The sequence below is a fragment of the Nocardioides dilutus genome, from assembly GCF_054779555.1.
The window spans coordinates 1,058,948-1,073,124 of the sequence record NZ_BAAGYA010000001.1 but is presented as its reverse complement, the minus strand read 5'-3'; the positions used below and the strand labels follow the sequence as shown (position 1 = coordinate 1,073,124).

At 70.7% G+C, this 14,177-nt stretch carries 14 protein-coding genes; 8 read left to right on the top strand and 6 right to left on the bottom strand.

Translation table 11 applies throughout. The features are described 5' to 3' along the window. Nucleotides 1-14 precede the first annotated feature (14 nt). Nucleotides 15-707, bottom strand: a complete 693-nt coding sequence (grpE, locus tag ACYVC6_RS05255; protein WP_460711688.1) for a nucleotide exchange factor GrpE — start codon at nucleotides 705-707, stop codon at nucleotides 15-17. Continuing rightward, nucleotides 704-2,614 carry a molecular chaperone DnaK gene (gene dnaK / locus ACYVC6_RS05250; protein ID WP_460711686.1) on the bottom strand — a complete coding sequence of 637 codons (1,911 nt, stop codon included), beginning with the start codon at nucleotides 2,612-2,614 and terminating at the stop codon, nucleotides 704-706. Before dnaK ends, grpE begins: the two co-directional genes overlap by 4 nt. A gap of 137 nt (nucleotides 2,615-2,751) precedes the next feature. Here dnaK and ACYVC6_RS05245 point away from each other — a divergent pair, with 137 nt between their 5' ends. Both ACYVC6_RS05245 and ACYVC6_RS05240 read left to right on the top strand, forming a co-directional pair. Further along, complete coding sequence (locus ACYVC6_RS05245; RefSeq protein WP_460711684.1) at nucleotides 2,752-3,738, top strand: M28 family metallopeptidase; 987 nt, start codon at nucleotides 2,752-2,754, stop codon at nucleotides 3,736-3,738. Nucleotides 3,739-3,742: 4 nt separating this feature from the next. Continuing rightward, nucleotides 3,743-4,510 carry an FkbM family methyltransferase gene (locus tag ACYVC6_RS05240; RefSeq protein ID WP_460711682.1) on the top strand — a complete coding sequence of 256 codons (768 nt, stop codon included), beginning with the start codon at nucleotides 3,743-3,745 and terminating at the stop codon, nucleotides 4,508-4,510. Between the two features lie 25 nt (nucleotides 4,511-4,535). Here ACYVC6_RS05240 and ACYVC6_RS05235 read toward each other — a convergent pair whose 3' ends face one another. Then, nucleotides 4,536-5,702, bottom strand: coding sequence for a CapA family protein (locus ACYVC6_RS05235; protein ID WP_460711680.1), 1,167 nt, complete (start codon nucleotides 5,700-5,702; stop codon nucleotides 4,536-4,538). Nucleotides 5,703-5,803: 101 nt separating this feature from the next. Between ACYVC6_RS05235 and ACYVC6_RS05230 the strand changes: the two genes are divergently transcribed. Further along, a complete protein-coding gene (locus tag ACYVC6_RS05230; RefSeq protein WP_460711678.1) occupies nucleotides 5,804-8,326 on the top strand; it encodes a hybrid sensor histidine kinase/response regulator in 2,523 nt (840 codons plus the stop codon). A gap of 20 nt (nucleotides 8,327-8,346) precedes the next feature. Here the strand turns inward: ACYVC6_RS05230 and ACYVC6_RS05225 are convergent, their stop codons facing one another. Continuing rightward, nucleotides 8,347-8,913 carry a hypothetical protein gene (locus ACYVC6_RS05225; RefSeq protein ID WP_460711676.1) on the bottom strand — a complete coding sequence of 189 codons (567 nt, stop codon included), beginning with the start codon at nucleotides 8,911-8,913 and terminating at the stop codon, nucleotides 8,347-8,349. A 123-nt stretch (nucleotides 8,914-9,036) separates the two neighbouring features. On the opposite strand from ACYVC6_RS05225, the gene ACYVC6_RS05220 reads away from it, so the two are divergent. Both ACYVC6_RS05220 and ACYVC6_RS05215 read left to right on the top strand, forming a co-directional pair. Further along, nucleotides 9,037-9,555: a hypothetical protein gene (locus ACYVC6_RS05220; RefSeq protein ID WP_460711674.1), complete on the top strand. Its 519-nt coding sequence runs from the start codon at nucleotides 9,037-9,039 to the stop codon at nucleotides 9,553-9,555. 183 nt (nucleotides 9,556-9,738) lie between these two features. Next, the gene (locus tag ACYVC6_RS05215) at nucleotides 9,739-10,251 is read left to right on the top strand and encodes a hypothetical protein (RefSeq protein WP_460711672.1); all 513 of its coding nucleotides are present in this window, start codon (nucleotides 9,739-9,741) and stop codon (nucleotides 10,249-10,251) included. Nucleotides 10,252-10,269: 18 nt separating this feature from the next. Here ACYVC6_RS05215 and ACYVC6_RS05210 read toward each other — a convergent pair whose 3' ends face one another. Together ACYVC6_RS05210 and ACYVC6_RS05205 are read right to left on the bottom strand one after the other, a co-directional pair. Next, a complete protein-coding gene (locus tag ACYVC6_RS05210) occupies nucleotides 10,270-10,755 on the bottom strand; it encodes a nitroreductase family deazaflavin-dependent oxidoreductase (protein WP_460711670.1) in 486 nt (161 codons plus the stop codon). After that, a complete protein-coding gene (locus tag ACYVC6_RS05205) occupies nucleotides 10,755-11,192 on the bottom strand; it encodes a nuclear transport factor 2 family protein (protein ID WP_460711668.1) in 438 nt (145 codons plus the stop codon). The genes ACYVC6_RS05210 and ACYVC6_RS05205 overlap by 1 nt, the downstream gene beginning before the upstream one ends. A 90-nt stretch (nucleotides 11,193-11,282) precedes the next feature. Here ACYVC6_RS05205 and ACYVC6_RS05200 point away from each other — a divergent pair, with 90 nt between their 5' ends. Genes ACYVC6_RS05200 through ACYVC6_RS05190 form a run of 3 tightly spaced genes read left to right on the top strand, consistent with a single transcriptional unit; the run spans nucleotide 11,283 to nucleotide 14,177 of the window. After that, nucleotides 11,283-12,161: a TIGR03619 family F420-dependent LLM class oxidoreductase gene (locus ACYVC6_RS05200; RefSeq protein WP_460711666.1), complete on the top strand. Its 879-nt coding sequence runs from the start codon at nucleotides 11,283-11,285 to the stop codon at nucleotides 12,159-12,161. Beyond that, a complete protein-coding gene (locus ACYVC6_RS05195; RefSeq protein ID WP_460711664.1) occupies nucleotides 12,158-13,318 on the top strand; it encodes a hypothetical protein in 1,161 nt (386 codons plus the stop codon). The genes ACYVC6_RS05200 and ACYVC6_RS05195 overlap by 4 nt, the downstream gene beginning before the upstream one ends. Nucleotides 13,319-13,331: 13 nt before the next feature. Beyond that, the gene (locus ACYVC6_RS05190; protein ID WP_460711662.1) at nucleotides 13,332-14,177 is read left to right on the top strand and encodes an SDR family oxidoreductase; all 846 of its coding nucleotides are present in this window, start codon (nucleotides 13,332-13,334) and stop codon (nucleotides 14,175-14,177) included.

Sequence of the window (14,177 nt, the reverse complement as noted above, 5' to 3'; positions counted from 1 at the left end):
GCGCACCTCCCTCCCTACTCCTGGTCGATCTTCTCGATGACGTCCTCGAGGGTGTCCCCCGCCGGCTCGACGGGCTCGGCCGGCTCGGTGGCCTCGGCCGGCGACTCCGCCGGGGAGTCGCTCGGGCCGGACACGGGGTCGACCACCAGCACCTGGGCGGCCCGGACGACCCGGTCGCCGATCCGATAGCCCGACTTCGCCACGACCTTGCAGGTCGTGACCTCGACCTCGGGGTCCTCACCGATGTGGCTGAGCGCGTCGTGGATCGCCGGGTCGAAGGCGTCGCCCACGGCGCCGAACTTGGTCAGCCCGAGCCCGGTAACGATGCGCTCGAGCTGGTCGGCCACCGACTGGAAGCCCGGGTCGAGGTCACCGTGCTCCCGGGCCCGATCGATGGTGTCGAGGACCTCGGTGATCGGCGCGAGCGCGGCGTAGGTCGCGTTCTCGCGGATCAGGTCGCGGTCGCGCTCGACCCGGCGCTTGTAGTTGAGGAACTCGGCCTGGACCCGCTGCAGGTCGGCGGTCCGCTCGGCGAGCTCGGCACGAGCCAGGGTCAGCTGCACCTCCTCGTCGCCGGGGATCACTGCGAGGTCCTCGTGCCCGTCCTGGCCGGTCTCGGCTTGCTCGGTTGCCGGCTCGGGGGAGGGATCCGTCTTGTCGACGGACCCCTCCCCCTCACCGGCGGCACCGGTGAACGGGTCGGTCACTTGGCCTCGTCACCCTCCGCGGCCTGGTCACCCTGGGGCGCCTGGTCACCGTCGGCGGGGCCCTCGTCGACGATCTCGGCGTCGACGACGTCGTCGTCGGCCTCACCGGTGGCTCCGGTGCTGCCACCGGCCGCCGCGGCGTCGGCCGCCGCGGCCTCGTACATGGCCGCACCCATCTTCTGGCGCGAGGCGTCCAGCTTGGCGATGGCCGCGTTGAGGTCCTCGGCCGTGGCCTCGGGCTTCTCCAGCGTCGCCTTGAGCGCGTCGACGTCGGTCTGGACCTCGGCCTTGAGCTCGTCGCCGACCTTGTCGCCCTCGTCGGCGAGGAACTTCTCGGTCGCGTAGACGAGCTGGTCGGCCTGGTTGCGGGCCTCGACCGCCTCGCGGCGCGCCGCGTCCTCGGCGGCGTACTGCTCCGCCTCCTTGACCATCCGGTCGATCTCGTCCTTGCTGAGCGCCGAGCCACCGGAGATGGTCATCGACTGCTCGCGGCCCGAGGCCTGGTCCTTGGCGCTGACGTGGACGATGCCGTTGGCGTCGATGTCGAAGGTGACCTCGATCTTCGGGACGCCGCGCGGCGCCGGCGGCAGCCCGGTCAGCTCGAAGTTGCCGAGTGGCTGGTTCTGCGCCCACATCGGACGCTCGCCCTGGGCGACCTTGATCTCCACCGACGGCTGGTTGTCGTCGGCGGTGGTGAAGATCTCCGAGCGCTTGGCCGGGATCGTGGTGTTGCGCTCGATGAGGTTGGTCATCACGCCGCCCTTGGTCTCGATGCCGAGGGAGAGCGGGGTCACGTCGAGGAGCAGGACGTCCTTGACCTCGCCCTTGAGCACGCCGGCCTGGAGCGCGGCGCCGACCGCGACGACCTCGTCGGGGTTGACGCCCTTGTTGGGCTCCTTGCCGCCGAGCAGCTCCTTGACCACGTCGGTCACGGCGGGCATCCGGGTGGAGCCGCCGACCAGGACCACGTGGTCGATGTCGGCGATCGCGACGCCGCCGTCCTTGAGGACGGCCTTGAACGGCTCGCGGGTCCGGTCGAGCAGGTCGGCGGTCATCTTCTGGAACTCCGCCCGGGTCAGCTTCTCCTCGAAGTGCAGCGGGCCGGACTCGCCGTGGGTGATGTAGGGCAGGTGGACCGTGGTCTCGCTCGAGGCCGACAGCTCGATCTTCGCCTTCTCGGCGGCCTCCTGGAGGCGCTGCTTGGCGATCTTGTCAGCGGACAGGTCGACGGCGTTGTTGTCCTTGAACTTCTTGACCATCCAGTCGACGACCCGCTGGTCCCAGTCGTCACCACCGAGGTTGTTGTCACCCGAGGTGGCCTTGACCTCGATCGTGGAGAAGCCGTCGTCGTCCTTGCCCACCTCGAGCAGGGAGACGTCGAAGGTGCCGCCACCGAGGTCGAAGACCAGGATGGTCTGGTCGCCGTCGCCCTTGTCGAGACCGTAGGCCAGGGCCGCGGCGGTCGGCTCGTTGACGATGCGCTGGACGTTGAGGCCCGCGATCTCACCGGCCTCCTTGGTGGCCTGCCGCTGGGCGTCGGAGAAGTAGGCCGGGACGGTGATCACCGCATCCGTGACCGGCTCGCCGAGGTAGGCCTCGGCGTCGCGCTTGAGCTTTTGGAGCACGAAGGCGCTGATCTGCTGAGGCGTGAACGACTTGTCGTCGATCTGCTGCTTCCAGTCGGTGCCCATGTGCCGCTTGACCGACCGGATGGTGCGGTCGATGTTGGTGACGGCCTGGCGCTTGGCGACCTCGCCGACCAGCACCTCACCGTTCTTGGCGAAGGCGACGACCGACGGGGTGGTGCGGGCGCCCTCGGCGTTGGCGATGACGGTGGGTTCGCCACCCTCGAGGACGGCGACGACGCTGTTGGTCGTGCCCAGGTCGATGCCGACGGCTCGTGCCATGGTGTTGCTCCTTCAGGTTCGTTGTCCGTGGGAGTTGAGTTCAGTCGACTCAACTTTGCTCACACGACTCAACGCTACTCCGTCCCCTGCCTGTTCCCGAAGCCGGGGACTTTCTTCTCGCGGCTACCGTCGAGCGCGTGCGAACCAGGGCGGCGGTGGCGATCGGCTGCCTCGCGCTGCTGGTCGGCTGCACGCCGGCCGACGACCCGGCCGACGTCTCCGCACCCCCGACACCCACCCCGTCCCCGACCCCGACCAGCGTGGCGACCGTGCCGCCAGAACCCGAATCGTCCGCGAAGCCCGAGACCGAAACGGAACGGGTGAGCGCTGACGACGTCCGCCCCCGAACCGCGATGCGTGCCGTGCACCGCCTGGCGGACGTGATCGGTCCCCGGCCGGGCACCTCGCCCGCCTTCCACCGGTCCGCGGCCTGGGTGGAACGACGGCTGCGCGCGCTCGGCTGGGAGGTCGAGCAGCAGCCGTTCCAGACCCCCGCAGGTGTCTCGTGGGGGGTGCCGGTCCCGGCCGGGCGCTCGGTCAACGTGGTCGCGACCCGCGGCGACGTCGTGCCGGGCCGGCCGTGGCTCGTCGTGGGCGCTCATCTCGACACCGTGCCCCAGGCACCGGGCGCCGAGGACAACGCCTCCGGGGTCGGCGTGCTCCTGGCCCTCGCCGAGGCCACGGCCGACCGCCGCACCCGGCTGCCGCTCGTGCTGGTCGCGTTCGGCTCGGAGGAGCCGCGCGGGCCCTCCGACGACGACCACCACTACGGGTCACGCGCCTACGTGGCTGGACTCAGCCCTGCCGAGCGACGCAGCCTGCGCGGCATGTTGTCCCTGGACCGGGTCGGCGTCGGCGACGTGGTCCCGGTGGGCAGCGCCGCCGAGCCGGACGCCCAGCACGCCCGGGTGCTCCGGGCGGCGCGTCGCGTCGGCGTCCCCACCGCCACCGACCCGTTCCAGCGCTCCAGCGACCACTGGTCGTTCGTGCGCGCCGGCCTGCCCGGCGTCCGGCTCGGCGGCACGCCGTACCCGGGCTACCACTCAGCGGGTGATCGGTCGGAGATCATCGACCCCCATCAGCTCGCGCGGGTGGCGCTGATCGTCGTCGCGTGGTTGCGTTGACCCGGTGCCTCCGACCCCCAGCGACGTCCTCGAGACCGCGCTCCGCGACGCGGATCGGGCCGGGCTCACGCCGCCACAGCTCCGGCGCCGGGTCCGCACGGCGTTCCGGTCTCTCGCCCGGCTGACAGACCCGACGCTCACCCTCGAGATCGGCGCCTTCGAGGCCGGATTCAGCCGCTGGGTCACTCGCGAGCTGCCGAACGCCCGGGCGGTGGCCTTCGAGGCCAACCCGCTGGTCTGGGCGCACCACCGCGACGAGGTCACTGCCCTCGGGGTGGAGTACCTCAACCTCGCCATCGGCCCCGAGAACGGTCCGGTGACGCTCAACGTCCCCCGTGACTTCGACGGGCGGGCCCGCGACCCGGTCAACCGGATGGCGAGCCTGGGCAGCAACCTGCGTAGCGAGGAGCAGGTGACCGTCGAGGTTCCTGGCGTCCGGCTCGACGACGCGGTCCCGCTCGCCGCCGACGACAGGCTGGTCGCCTGGATCGACGTGGAGGGGGCCCTCGGCGCGGTCCTGCCCGCGAGTGCAGCGACGCTCGGTCGGGCGGCGGCCGTCTACGTCGAGGTCGAGGCCGAACCCATGTGGGACGGGCAGTGGCTGGACCGCGACGTCCTGGCCTGGTTCGAGGGGATCGACCTGGTGCCGGTGCTGCGCGATCGGCAGCGCCGCGAGCAGTACAACGTGCTGCTGGTCCCGAGGCCTGCCGCGTCGACGCCCGAAGTCACCCAGGTCGTGCGCCGGGCCCTGCGTCCCGCTCCGCCCGGCTGACCCCTCGACGGACTCAGCCGTCGGGTCAGCCGTCGAGTCCTGCGCACGCGCGCAGCTCGTCGAGCTCAGCGCTGAACGCCTCCGCCGGTGGCCCGCTCACCGCCCTCGGCAGACCGTCTGCGCCGATCCGGGCGGGCTCCCACACGGCGTCGGTCACCGTGGCCCTGCCAGGTCGGGACGCCGCCGGCTGCACGGTCAGGGTCAGCACCCCGGTGTCGGCGTCCGCTCCGGTCGACGGGGTGTACCAGGCGTAGTTGCCGAGACCGTACGCCACATAGCCGCCCCCGAGTGGCCCGTCGCCCTGGAGGCGATGGGCGTGACTGCCGACCACGACATCCGCGCCTCGCTCGACGAGCTGAGCGGCGAGGGACCGCTGCCCCGCGCTCGGGCATCGTTGGCCCTGGACTCCCCAGTGCATGTAGACGACCACCACGTCGGCGAACCCGTTCGCGCGGGCGACCGCACGCAGCAGCCGCGCGGGGTCGATGGCGTCGGCAATGCCAGGCACGCTGGTGGTCGCTGCCCAGTGCCCGGTGGGATCCGCCGTGGGATCCGCGTCTGCGACCGTGGCCCCGATCGTGGCGACCACCGTGCCGCCGACGTCGATGGTGGCCGGCCGGAAGGCCTCGCCTGCGTTTCGCCCGATCCCCACGACCGCGAGGGGAGAGCCGAGCCTCGAGGCGGCGTCGATGGCCGCGAACGTGCTCGGCAACGCCTCGCGTCCGAAGTCGAGCGCATGGTTGTTGGCCATGGTGGCCACGTCGACCCCTCCTGCGGCCAGCGCCGCCAGGGCCGCTGCGGGCGCCTGGAAGGTATAGCGCTTGCCCGGCTCGGGGCGACCCCCCTCGCCGACTGAGGTCTCCAGGTTGACGATCGCGACGTCGGCCGCAGCCAGGGCCGCGGTCACCGGCGCCAAGGCCGTCGCGGGATCCTCCAACCGGGCCCGCAGCACGCCCTCGAAATGGATGTCGCCGGCAACGGCGACCGTCACCGCTCCGGGTGGCGCCGGGGGGCGCTCCGGCGCCAGCTCGCTCGCCGGCGCACTGGACGGTGGCGCACTGGACGGTGGCGCACTGGAGGGTTCCGCGCTGGAGGGTGGCGCGGCGCGTTCCCCCTGCTGAATGGCCGGCCCGCTGCACGCCACCATCGAGAGGGCGGCGGCCGCGAGCAGGGGAACCGCGCGTCCACGCACGCCTCGATGCTCGCCTACGCGTCAAACGACGCGGCCGAGAAGCGCGGAAACACCCTCGTGTGGGGCCTCCGGAATCTACGCTGGTGCGCGGAGGTCCCGTGATGAGAGCGCCCCACAGGCCGGGGACGGCGGTCCTGCTCGGGGCTGTCGCTGTCAGTGTCGCCGCCTACGTCCTCCTGCCCTACGGACGTCTGACCGATGTCGCCTACCTGCTCGTCGTGGCTTCGGCGACCGTGCTCGGCTTGCTGGGGACGTGGCGCACTCCGAGAGGGCGGCGGCTCATACCCGGTCTGATCACGGCCGGCGTCGCGGCGACGGCACTGGGTGACTTCGTCTGGATGGCCATCTGGTGGTCCGGCGGCGAGCCGGACGTGTCGGTCGCCGACGTGCCCTACGTCGCCGGCTACCTCGGACTGGGTGCCGCGCTGCTGGTGATCGCGATGCGAAGCAGCCTCAGCGGCTCGCGCGAGCGCCTCGACGTCGACGCAGGCCTCGACGCGGTCACGGTCGTGCTGGTGAGCGTGATGGTGCTGTGGAGCGTCGCCGTCCGCGACATCGTCGACGACGGCTCGACGGCCGTCCCGACCCGGGTCGTCCTGGCGGCCTACCCGATCCTCGACGCCGTCCTGCTGGCGCTGGTGCTGCGCGTCCTCTCCGTGCGCCGTCACCGGGAGGCGCTGGGCTTCCGATTCGCGCTCGGGGTGGGCTGCTGGCTGGCCTCCGACCTCGGCTACCTGTTCCTCGACACCTCGGACCTGTTTTCGGCTCTGCTCGACGTGGGCTGGATGGTCGGCTCCCTGCTGATGGCGGCGTCGACCTGGCGGGTTCCCGCGCCCGAGGAGGCCACGGACGCGGGGCGGGTGACTCCTGGAGCGATCGTCCCCAGGCTCGCCCTCGCCACGGGCCCGCTCCTGGTCCCGCCCGTGCTGTTCGCCGTCTCCTCCGTGCGTGACCGGGAGGTCCACGCGGCCGACGGACTGGTCGCCATGGTGCTGGTCCTGGCCATCGTGGTCGCCCGGATGGCGAGGTTCCTGACGACCGAGGCCCGGATCCGCGATGAGCTGGCCCTGGCCCGGGACGCGGCGCTGGACGCCTCGCGCGCCAAGTCGGCGTTCCTCGCCACGATGAGCCACGAGATCCGCACCCCCATGAACGGCGTCATCGGACTCACCCACCTCCTGCTCTCCACCGACCTCGACGAACGGCAGCGGCAGTACGCCGAGGGGGTCCGCACCTCAGGGCACGCCCTGCTCGGCGTCATCAACGACGTCTTGGACTTCTCGAAGATCGAGGCGGGGCGACTCGAGCTCGAGCAGCTCGACTTCGACCCGGTGGAGCTCCTCGAGGGCGTGGCCGAGGTCGTGGCCGAGCCGGCCCGGGCGAAGGAGCTCGAGCTGCTGGCCTACTGGTCACCGGAGCTTCCGCTCGCGCTGCGCGGGGACCCCGGGCGGATCCGGCAGGTCCTGATCAACCTGGCGGGCAACGCGGTGAAGTTCACCTCCTCCGGCGAGGTGCTCGTCCGGGCCCACCTCGTCGAACGCAGCGAACACGATGTCGTGATCCGGTTCGAGGTCGTGGACACCGGGATCGGCATCGCGGCCGACGACGTGCCCCGGATGTTCGACGCGTTCTCCCAGGCGGACTCCTCGATCACCCGCCGCTTCGGCGGCAGCGGCCTGGGCCTCGCCATCTGCCAGCAGCTGGTCAACGCCATGGGTGGCAGCCTCGGGGTGGACAGCGAGCTCGGCAGGGGCAGCACCTTCTGGTTCACGGTGCCGCTCGGCCTGGCCGAGCAACCGGTCGAACCCGCGCCGCGCCCCGCGGCCGACCTCGCCGGGCTCCGCACGCTGGTCATCGACGACAACGACACCAACCGGATGATCCTCCACGACCAGCTGCAGGCCTGGGGGATGTCCGTCGACACCGTCGACAGCGCGGCCGCAGCTCTCGTCGCCATGCGTGAGGCTGCCCGCGCCCAGGTGCCCTACCACCTCGGACTGCTCGACCTCTGCATGCCCGAGATGGACGGGCTCGAGCTCGCCCGACGCATCAAGGCCGACCAGGCGACCGCGGGGACGCCGCTGGTCCTGATGACGTCCGGCCCTGACGTCGGCCACAACGAGGCCGACGCGGCCGGGGTCGCCTGCGTGCTGACCAAACCGGTGCTGATGTCCCGGCTGCGCAACACCCTCGCCGGCGTCGTGGGTGTGCAGGACGCGCCAGCCCCGGAGGTCGAGGTCGAGCCGTCGGCGCGCGGCGTGGTGCTCGTCGTCGACGACGGCGAGGTCAACCAGATCGTCGCCGCCGGGATCCTGCGCAACCTCGGCTTCGACGCCGACGTGGTCGACAGCGGTCCCGAGGCACTCGCAGCCATGGAACGCCGGTCCTACGACGCCGTCCTCATGGACGTGCGGATGCCGGACATGGACGGCTTCGAGGCGACCGCGGAGATCCGGCGGCGCGAGCAGGACGGCCGGCGTACCCCGGTCATCGCCCTCACCGCGGGCGTCACCGATGGCGACCGGGAGCGCTGCCTGGCGGCCGGGATGGACGACTACCTGCCCAAGCCCATGAGCCGCGCCGCCCTGGCCGCGGCCCTGGAGCAGTGGGTGCCGGTGCGCTAGCGCCGCTGGACGCTGAGCGCTCAGCCGACCTGGACTCGAACCTCGTTGCTGACCTCGTCGGTCTTGCTGTCGCGGACCCGCCAGGTGTTGAGCCCGGTGCGCTCGGTGATCACGTAGGTCGAGAACGTCTCGTTGCTCACCGAGGCGGTCACGTCGCCGCCGGCGAAGTCGACCCACTCCTCGCCCTCGAGGCGCTGCACGACCAGCGTCGCCCCTTCGCCTCCCGGATAGACGCCGGAGAGGTCGATCGGCTCTCCGGGGCGGACCTCGGTGACCGCGGCGGACAACGAGATCGCATCCTCGGGCTCGGGCGCCTCCTCGGACTCGCCGCCGCCCTCGCTCGACGGCTTGGGTTCCAGCGTGACGAGAGGCCCGGTCTGCTCCTCCGTGGGGACGGGCTTGGGCACGTTGATCGTCTGGTCGGCGGACGCCTGACCGCCGCCATCGCTCTCGCCCAGGCCGAGCACCGAGGTGCCCGCGAGCGCAGCTCCGCTGACCAGCAGCCCGACCGCCAGCCCGACCCCGAGCAGGGCGAGCAGCCCGGCGACCACGGGGTGACCCTCGGCGTCCTGGGGACGACCTGCCATGGCACACACCTCCGCTCGGTCCCGGTCCTACGACGGGAGCATTCTGAAACAGGATCCCCTACCCCACCAATACGCCGTCGATACGGTCAGACGCCTGGGCCGCGACAGCGGCACAATGCCTCCATGCACAGCCCGATCCAGGGCCCCCTGGGCAAGCAGCGTGCCCTGCTCGCACTCCGCGCCCAGGCCCTGAGGTGGGTCGAGGCCTACAAGGCCGACGTGGTGGCCCGCGGCCTGGGGTTCACCGCCGACGACGTCACCGCGCTGCAGACAGCGAAGGCGGCCACCCCCGGCCCGGACGCGGACGACATCTCACTCGGCCTCCGGCTCCGCATGCTCGTCGTCGGGCTGGCCGCGGTGCTCCGCCGCTATCCACCGGGAGGACTCGACGAGGACGACCCCCGTCTCACGCCGATCGCCGGGCTGTCGTTCGCGGCCTACGCCACCGCGGCCAGCGCGCTGGGCTGGGCCTCGGAGGACCCGGCGCTGGTCGCCCGGACCATGACCGCCCTCGGGCACACGCCTGAGGACTGGAAGGCGGCCATGGCGGGCTGGACCGCACGGATCGAGGACGACGTGGTGATCGCCACGATGTACGGCCAGCTGTTCTCCCAGGTGGGCGACCTCCCCCTCAAGGCGTGACCCCGTTAGTGGTCACCACCGGAAGTCCGTCGGGGGTGGCCCGTGCCTCGGGTGCGTGCATCGCAAGGCGCCGGAGCGAAGCCGTACTTGGCCGTCCAGCGAGCGACGGCAACGCCGCGAGGTGCGTGCCCGGGGTGCGGGACACACGGCGGACGTCCGGTGGTGACCACTAGTTTGCGGGCCATGCCACAAGACCCGATGGCCATGGCCCGTGCGATGCAGGCGATCATGGCGCAGGCTCCGCAGTGGGTCGCGTCCTACAAGACCGAGCTGGCCGGGCGCGGCCTTGGCTTCAGCGCCGACGACATCGCCGCGATCGAGGCCTCGGCCACAGCGCACCCGCTACCTGCCGGCGGCACCACTCCGTCCGCTGAGGACATGGAGGCGATCCAGCGGACCCAGGCCAAGGTGGCCGAGACCGTCTTCCCGGAGACCGGCCTTGACCCGAACCACCCGTCGGTGGCGCCCATCAACGGCATCTCGCTCGCGGCGTACGCCGTCGCCGCCAAGGCGATCGGCTGGGCCAACGAGGACCGCGCGCTGGTCGAGCGAGTCACCACAGCGCTCGGGTTCGGTGCGGCCGACTGGGAGGCGGCGCAACAGGGCTGGACCCAGCGCTGCACCGACGACATGGTGGTGGCGACGATGTACGGCCAGCTGTTCACCAACGTCGGCGAGCTGCCGCGCAAGCCCTGACCCGCACGATCCCTACGACTAGCGCGGCTCGAGGACGACGACCGGAATGGTCCGCTCGGTCCACTGCTCGTACTTCCTGAAGTCGGCGTAGAGGTCGACCAACCGTGGCCACAGGGCCTCCCGCTCGTCGGGCGTGGCCGTGCGGGCCCGGACCGGGCGGTGCTTCTCGCCCCTGAGGCTGACCCTGGTGTCCGGGTGCGCGGCCAGGTTGGCGTACCACTGCGGGTTCTTCGGCAGCCCGCCCTGCGAGGCCACGACCACGAGGTCCCGGCCATCTTCCAGGTAAAGCAGTGGCGTCTCGAAGGTCCGGCCCGATCTCCGTCCGACATGCTCGAGCAGGAGCGTCGGCACCGGCTTCTTCCAGCCGGCCCCGATCCGCCACTTCGAGCCGACCCGGCCGTTCGTGGCCTTGAACGCCGCGACCTGGGCCTTGGCCATGTACTTGATGACCTTGACTGTGACCGGCGAGTCGAGGCCGTCGGGGCGCTCGTCCGGCAGGCCCATCAGATGTTGTGCTTCCAAACGACCTCTTCGTGGAGCTTGCGGCTCCGCCAGCCGTCCGGGGTCCGGATCATCGTGTGGTGGTAGTAGCCGCCGATCTCGACGATCTTGGTGCCGCCGTTGCCGTCGTCCATGGGCATCGGGTTGTGGAAGTAGGCCGTCACGTCGGCCTCGTCGCCATGTTCGGAGTAGTGCAGGTCGACATCGATCTGGCCCAGCGTGTGCATCCGCTTCGGGAAGAACGCCGGCAGCACCTCGGCCAGCCAGGGCTTGACCTGCGGGTAGGGCGCCGCGATCCCCTCCGACTCGGTGTAGTCGATCTCGGCGTCCTGGGTGAAGACGGTGTCGAGCTTGTCCCAGTCACCGGTGTCGATGGCCCGGGTGTAGCGGGTCAGCACGTCGGTGATCTCTATCCGGTCACTGATCTCCTGCAGGTCCACGTGCGCACTCTGGCAGAAAACTGGAACACGTTCTAGTATCTCGACACGCTCGCTGCGCTCGCTGCTCGATAACCGGAAAGGCTTTGTCCAGTGAGGTTCTCATACGCCGAAGCGATGACCCAGGCGAAGTACTACGCCCCGCTGGCCCAGGCCGCGGAGGCCGCCGGTTACACGTCGATGACCGTCGCCGACTCCCTGATCTACCCCAAGGAGTCGGACTCGAAGTACCCCTACACCGACACCGGGGACCGCGAGTTCCTCGAGGGCAAGGAGTTCATCGAGACGATGGTGCTCTGCGCACACCTCTTCGCGGTGACCACGACGCTGCGCCTGACGCCGTTCGTGCTCAAGCTGCCCGTGCGGCCGCCGGTGCTGGTCGCCAAGCAGGCGTCGTCGCTGGCGTTCCTCTCCGACAACCGCCTCGGCCTGGGCGTCGGCATCTCCCCCTGGCCCGAGGACTTCGCGAACCTCCAGGTCGACTGGGCCAGGCGCGGCAAGCGCATGGACGAGTGCATGGACATCCTCCGCGGCCTGACGACTGGCGAGTTCTTCGGCTACCACGGTGAGTTCTACGAGATCGACGAGCTCAAGCAGTGCCCGGCGCCCACCAAGCCGATCCCGCTGCTCGTCGGGGGCCACGCCGACGCCGCGCTGCGCCGCGCCGTGCTCAAGGGCGACGGCTGGATGCACGCCGGCGGCGACGGCGAGGAGCTCGACCGCTTGCTCGTGCGGCTCGCCGAGATCCGCAAGGAAGAGGGCGACACCCGTGACGACTTCGAGGTGCACGTCATCTCCTACGACGCCTACACCGTCGACGGGGTCAAGCGCCTGGAGGACAAGGGCGTGACCGACTGCATCGTCGGTTTCCGGGTGCCCTACATCAAGGGCCCTGACACCGAGCCGCTGGAGACGAAGATCAAGAACCTCGAGCAGTACGCCGAGTCGATCATCCACAAGGTCACCGCGTGAGGGCGTCCCTCGACCTGACGGCCCCGCTCCAGGCGGCGATCGCAGAGGCCGAGCAGCTGATCGCCAACGCGCCGTTCATCCGGACCGAACAGGACCTGCTCGAGGGCTACGACTACCTGTCCGGGCGGATCCGGATGGCCATGCAGATGGCCTTCGACTACGACCTCGACCGGCCGCTGTTCGTCAACCCGACCCACCAGTTCTCGAGGCAGGGACTGGACAACCCGGACGCGATCTACTTCAACGCGTTCCTGCGCGAGGGGGTCGAGTACGTCATCCGCGGCCGGCGCGGGACCAGCGCCGACCTCTCGTTCCAGGTCATGGGCGGCGCCTACACCGCCGACTCGGCGGCAACCTCGCTGATGGCCTTCGACGACCGCGGCCTGGACATCAAGGACGACGGCTCGTTCGAGTTCCGCTATACCGCCGAGCCCGGTGCCAAGTCGATGATCGTCCGCGAGGTCTTCAACGACTGGGACACCGAGGAGCGCGGCCTCATCACGATCGAGCGCCCGGACACCATCGACAAGCCGGCCCAGCCGCTGTCCGAGCGGACCCTACGCAAGAAGTACGACGTCGCCGCGCGGTCGCTGGTCGGTTCGATCCACACCTGGTTCGCCTTCCCGCAGTTCTTCGAGCGCAAGGAGCCGGTCAACACCCTGACCGCGCCGAAGTCGACGCCCGGCGGCCTGGAGTCGCAGCGGTCCAGCATCGGCCACTACGAGCTCGAGGACGACGAGGCGCTGGTCATCAGCGTCCCGGAGTGCACGGACTGCAGCTACCAGGGCGCCCAGATCGGCTCCGACTGGTACGTCTCCACCGACTACGAGACCCACCAGACCTCGCTCACCAAGGCCCAGGCCGACACCGACCCCGACGGGGTCATGAGGTTCGTGGTCTCGGAGCGCTCGCCTGCAGGAGAGGGGCAGGCGATCGCGAACTGGCTGGAGTGCACCGGCCACCGGACCGGTTCGATGATGCTGCGCTGGCAACGGCTCGAGCGAGACCTCGGACCCGAGGACGGCCCGACCGTCGAGAAGGTCAAGCTCGCCGACGTCCCGTCGTTGCTGCCGCACTTCACCCCCATCACCACCGAGGAGTACGCCGCGCGGATCGCCGCCCGGCAGCGCTCCGTTGCCCGAAGGATGCTGAGTTGAACAGGAGCATGGGTTGAGCGAGCAGACCCTCGGCTACGCCGAGGCCCACGACACCTCCATCGAAGAGCGATACCAGCCGGTGCCGCTGCTGCAGGGCAAGGTCGTCGTCATCTCCGGCATCGGCCCTGGGCTGGGCCGGTCGCTGGCCTTCGAGGCGGCGAAGATGGGCGCCGACCTGGTGATCGCCAGCCGCACCGAGGACCGGCTGCTCGAGCTCCAGGCCGACCTGGCGCCGTACGGCGTGAAGGTCGTGCCGGTCGTCACCGACGTGCGGGACGAGGAGTCCCGCGTCAACCTGCGCGACCAGGCGCTGGAGGCGTTCGGGCGGGTCGACTGCGTGATCAACAACGCCTTCGCGATCCCGCCGATGGACCCGATCACGCAGATCGACCCGGCCAAGCTGGCCAAGGTCAACGAGACCAACGTCTTCGGGCCGCTGCGGCTCGCGGCGCTGTTCGCCGACGCGCTGTCGGAGAGCAAGGGCTCGATCATCATGCTCAACTCCTGCGTCTCCTTCAGCTCGCAGCCGGAGTACGCCGGCTACAAGCTGTCCAAGGGGGCGCTGGAGCACCTGGCGTCGTCGCTGGCGACCGAGCTCGGCCCGCGCGGCATCCGGGTCAACAGCGTCGCGCCGTCCTACATCTACGAGGACGTCAACCGCGGCTACTTCGACTTCCTCGCGGCGGTCGAGAGCAAGACGCACGAGGAGGTGTACGCCGAGAAGGCCGGCCCGACCGACCTCAAGCGCCTCGCGTCGTCGGAGGAGGTCGCCCGGGCCACCCTCTTCCTCGCCTCGGACCTCGCCTCCGCGGTCACCGGCCAGATGCTCACCGTCGACTGCGGCGAGTTCCACAGCTAG

What these genes read in the sequence shown, in the direction of transcription:
- dnaK (WP_460711686.1), bottom strand. Translation starts at nt 2,614, where the DNA reads ATGGCACGAGCCGTCGGCATCGACCTGGGCACGACCAACAGCGTCGTC.
- ACYVC6_RS05230 (WP_460711678.1), top strand. Translation starts at nt 5,804, where the DNA reads ATGAGAGCGCCCCACAGGCCGGGGACGGCGGTCCTGCTCGGGGCTGTC.
- ACYVC6_RS05225 (WP_460711676.1), bottom strand. Translation starts at nt 8,913, where the DNA reads ATGGCAGGTCGTCCCCAGGACGCCGAGGGTCACCCCGTGGTCGCCGGG.
- ACYVC6_RS05220 (WP_460711674.1), top strand. Translation starts at nt 9,037, where the DNA reads ATGCACAGCCCGATCCAGGGCCCCCTGGGCAAGCAGCGTGCCCTGCTC.
- ACYVC6_RS05215 (WP_460711672.1), top strand. Translation starts at nt 9,739, where the DNA reads ATGCCACAAGACCCGATGGCCATGGCCCGTGCGATGCAGGCGATCATG.
- ACYVC6_RS05210 (WP_460711670.1), bottom strand. Translation starts at nt 10,755, where the DNA reads ATGGGCCTGCCGGACGAGCGCCCCGACGGCCTCGACTCGCCGGTCACA.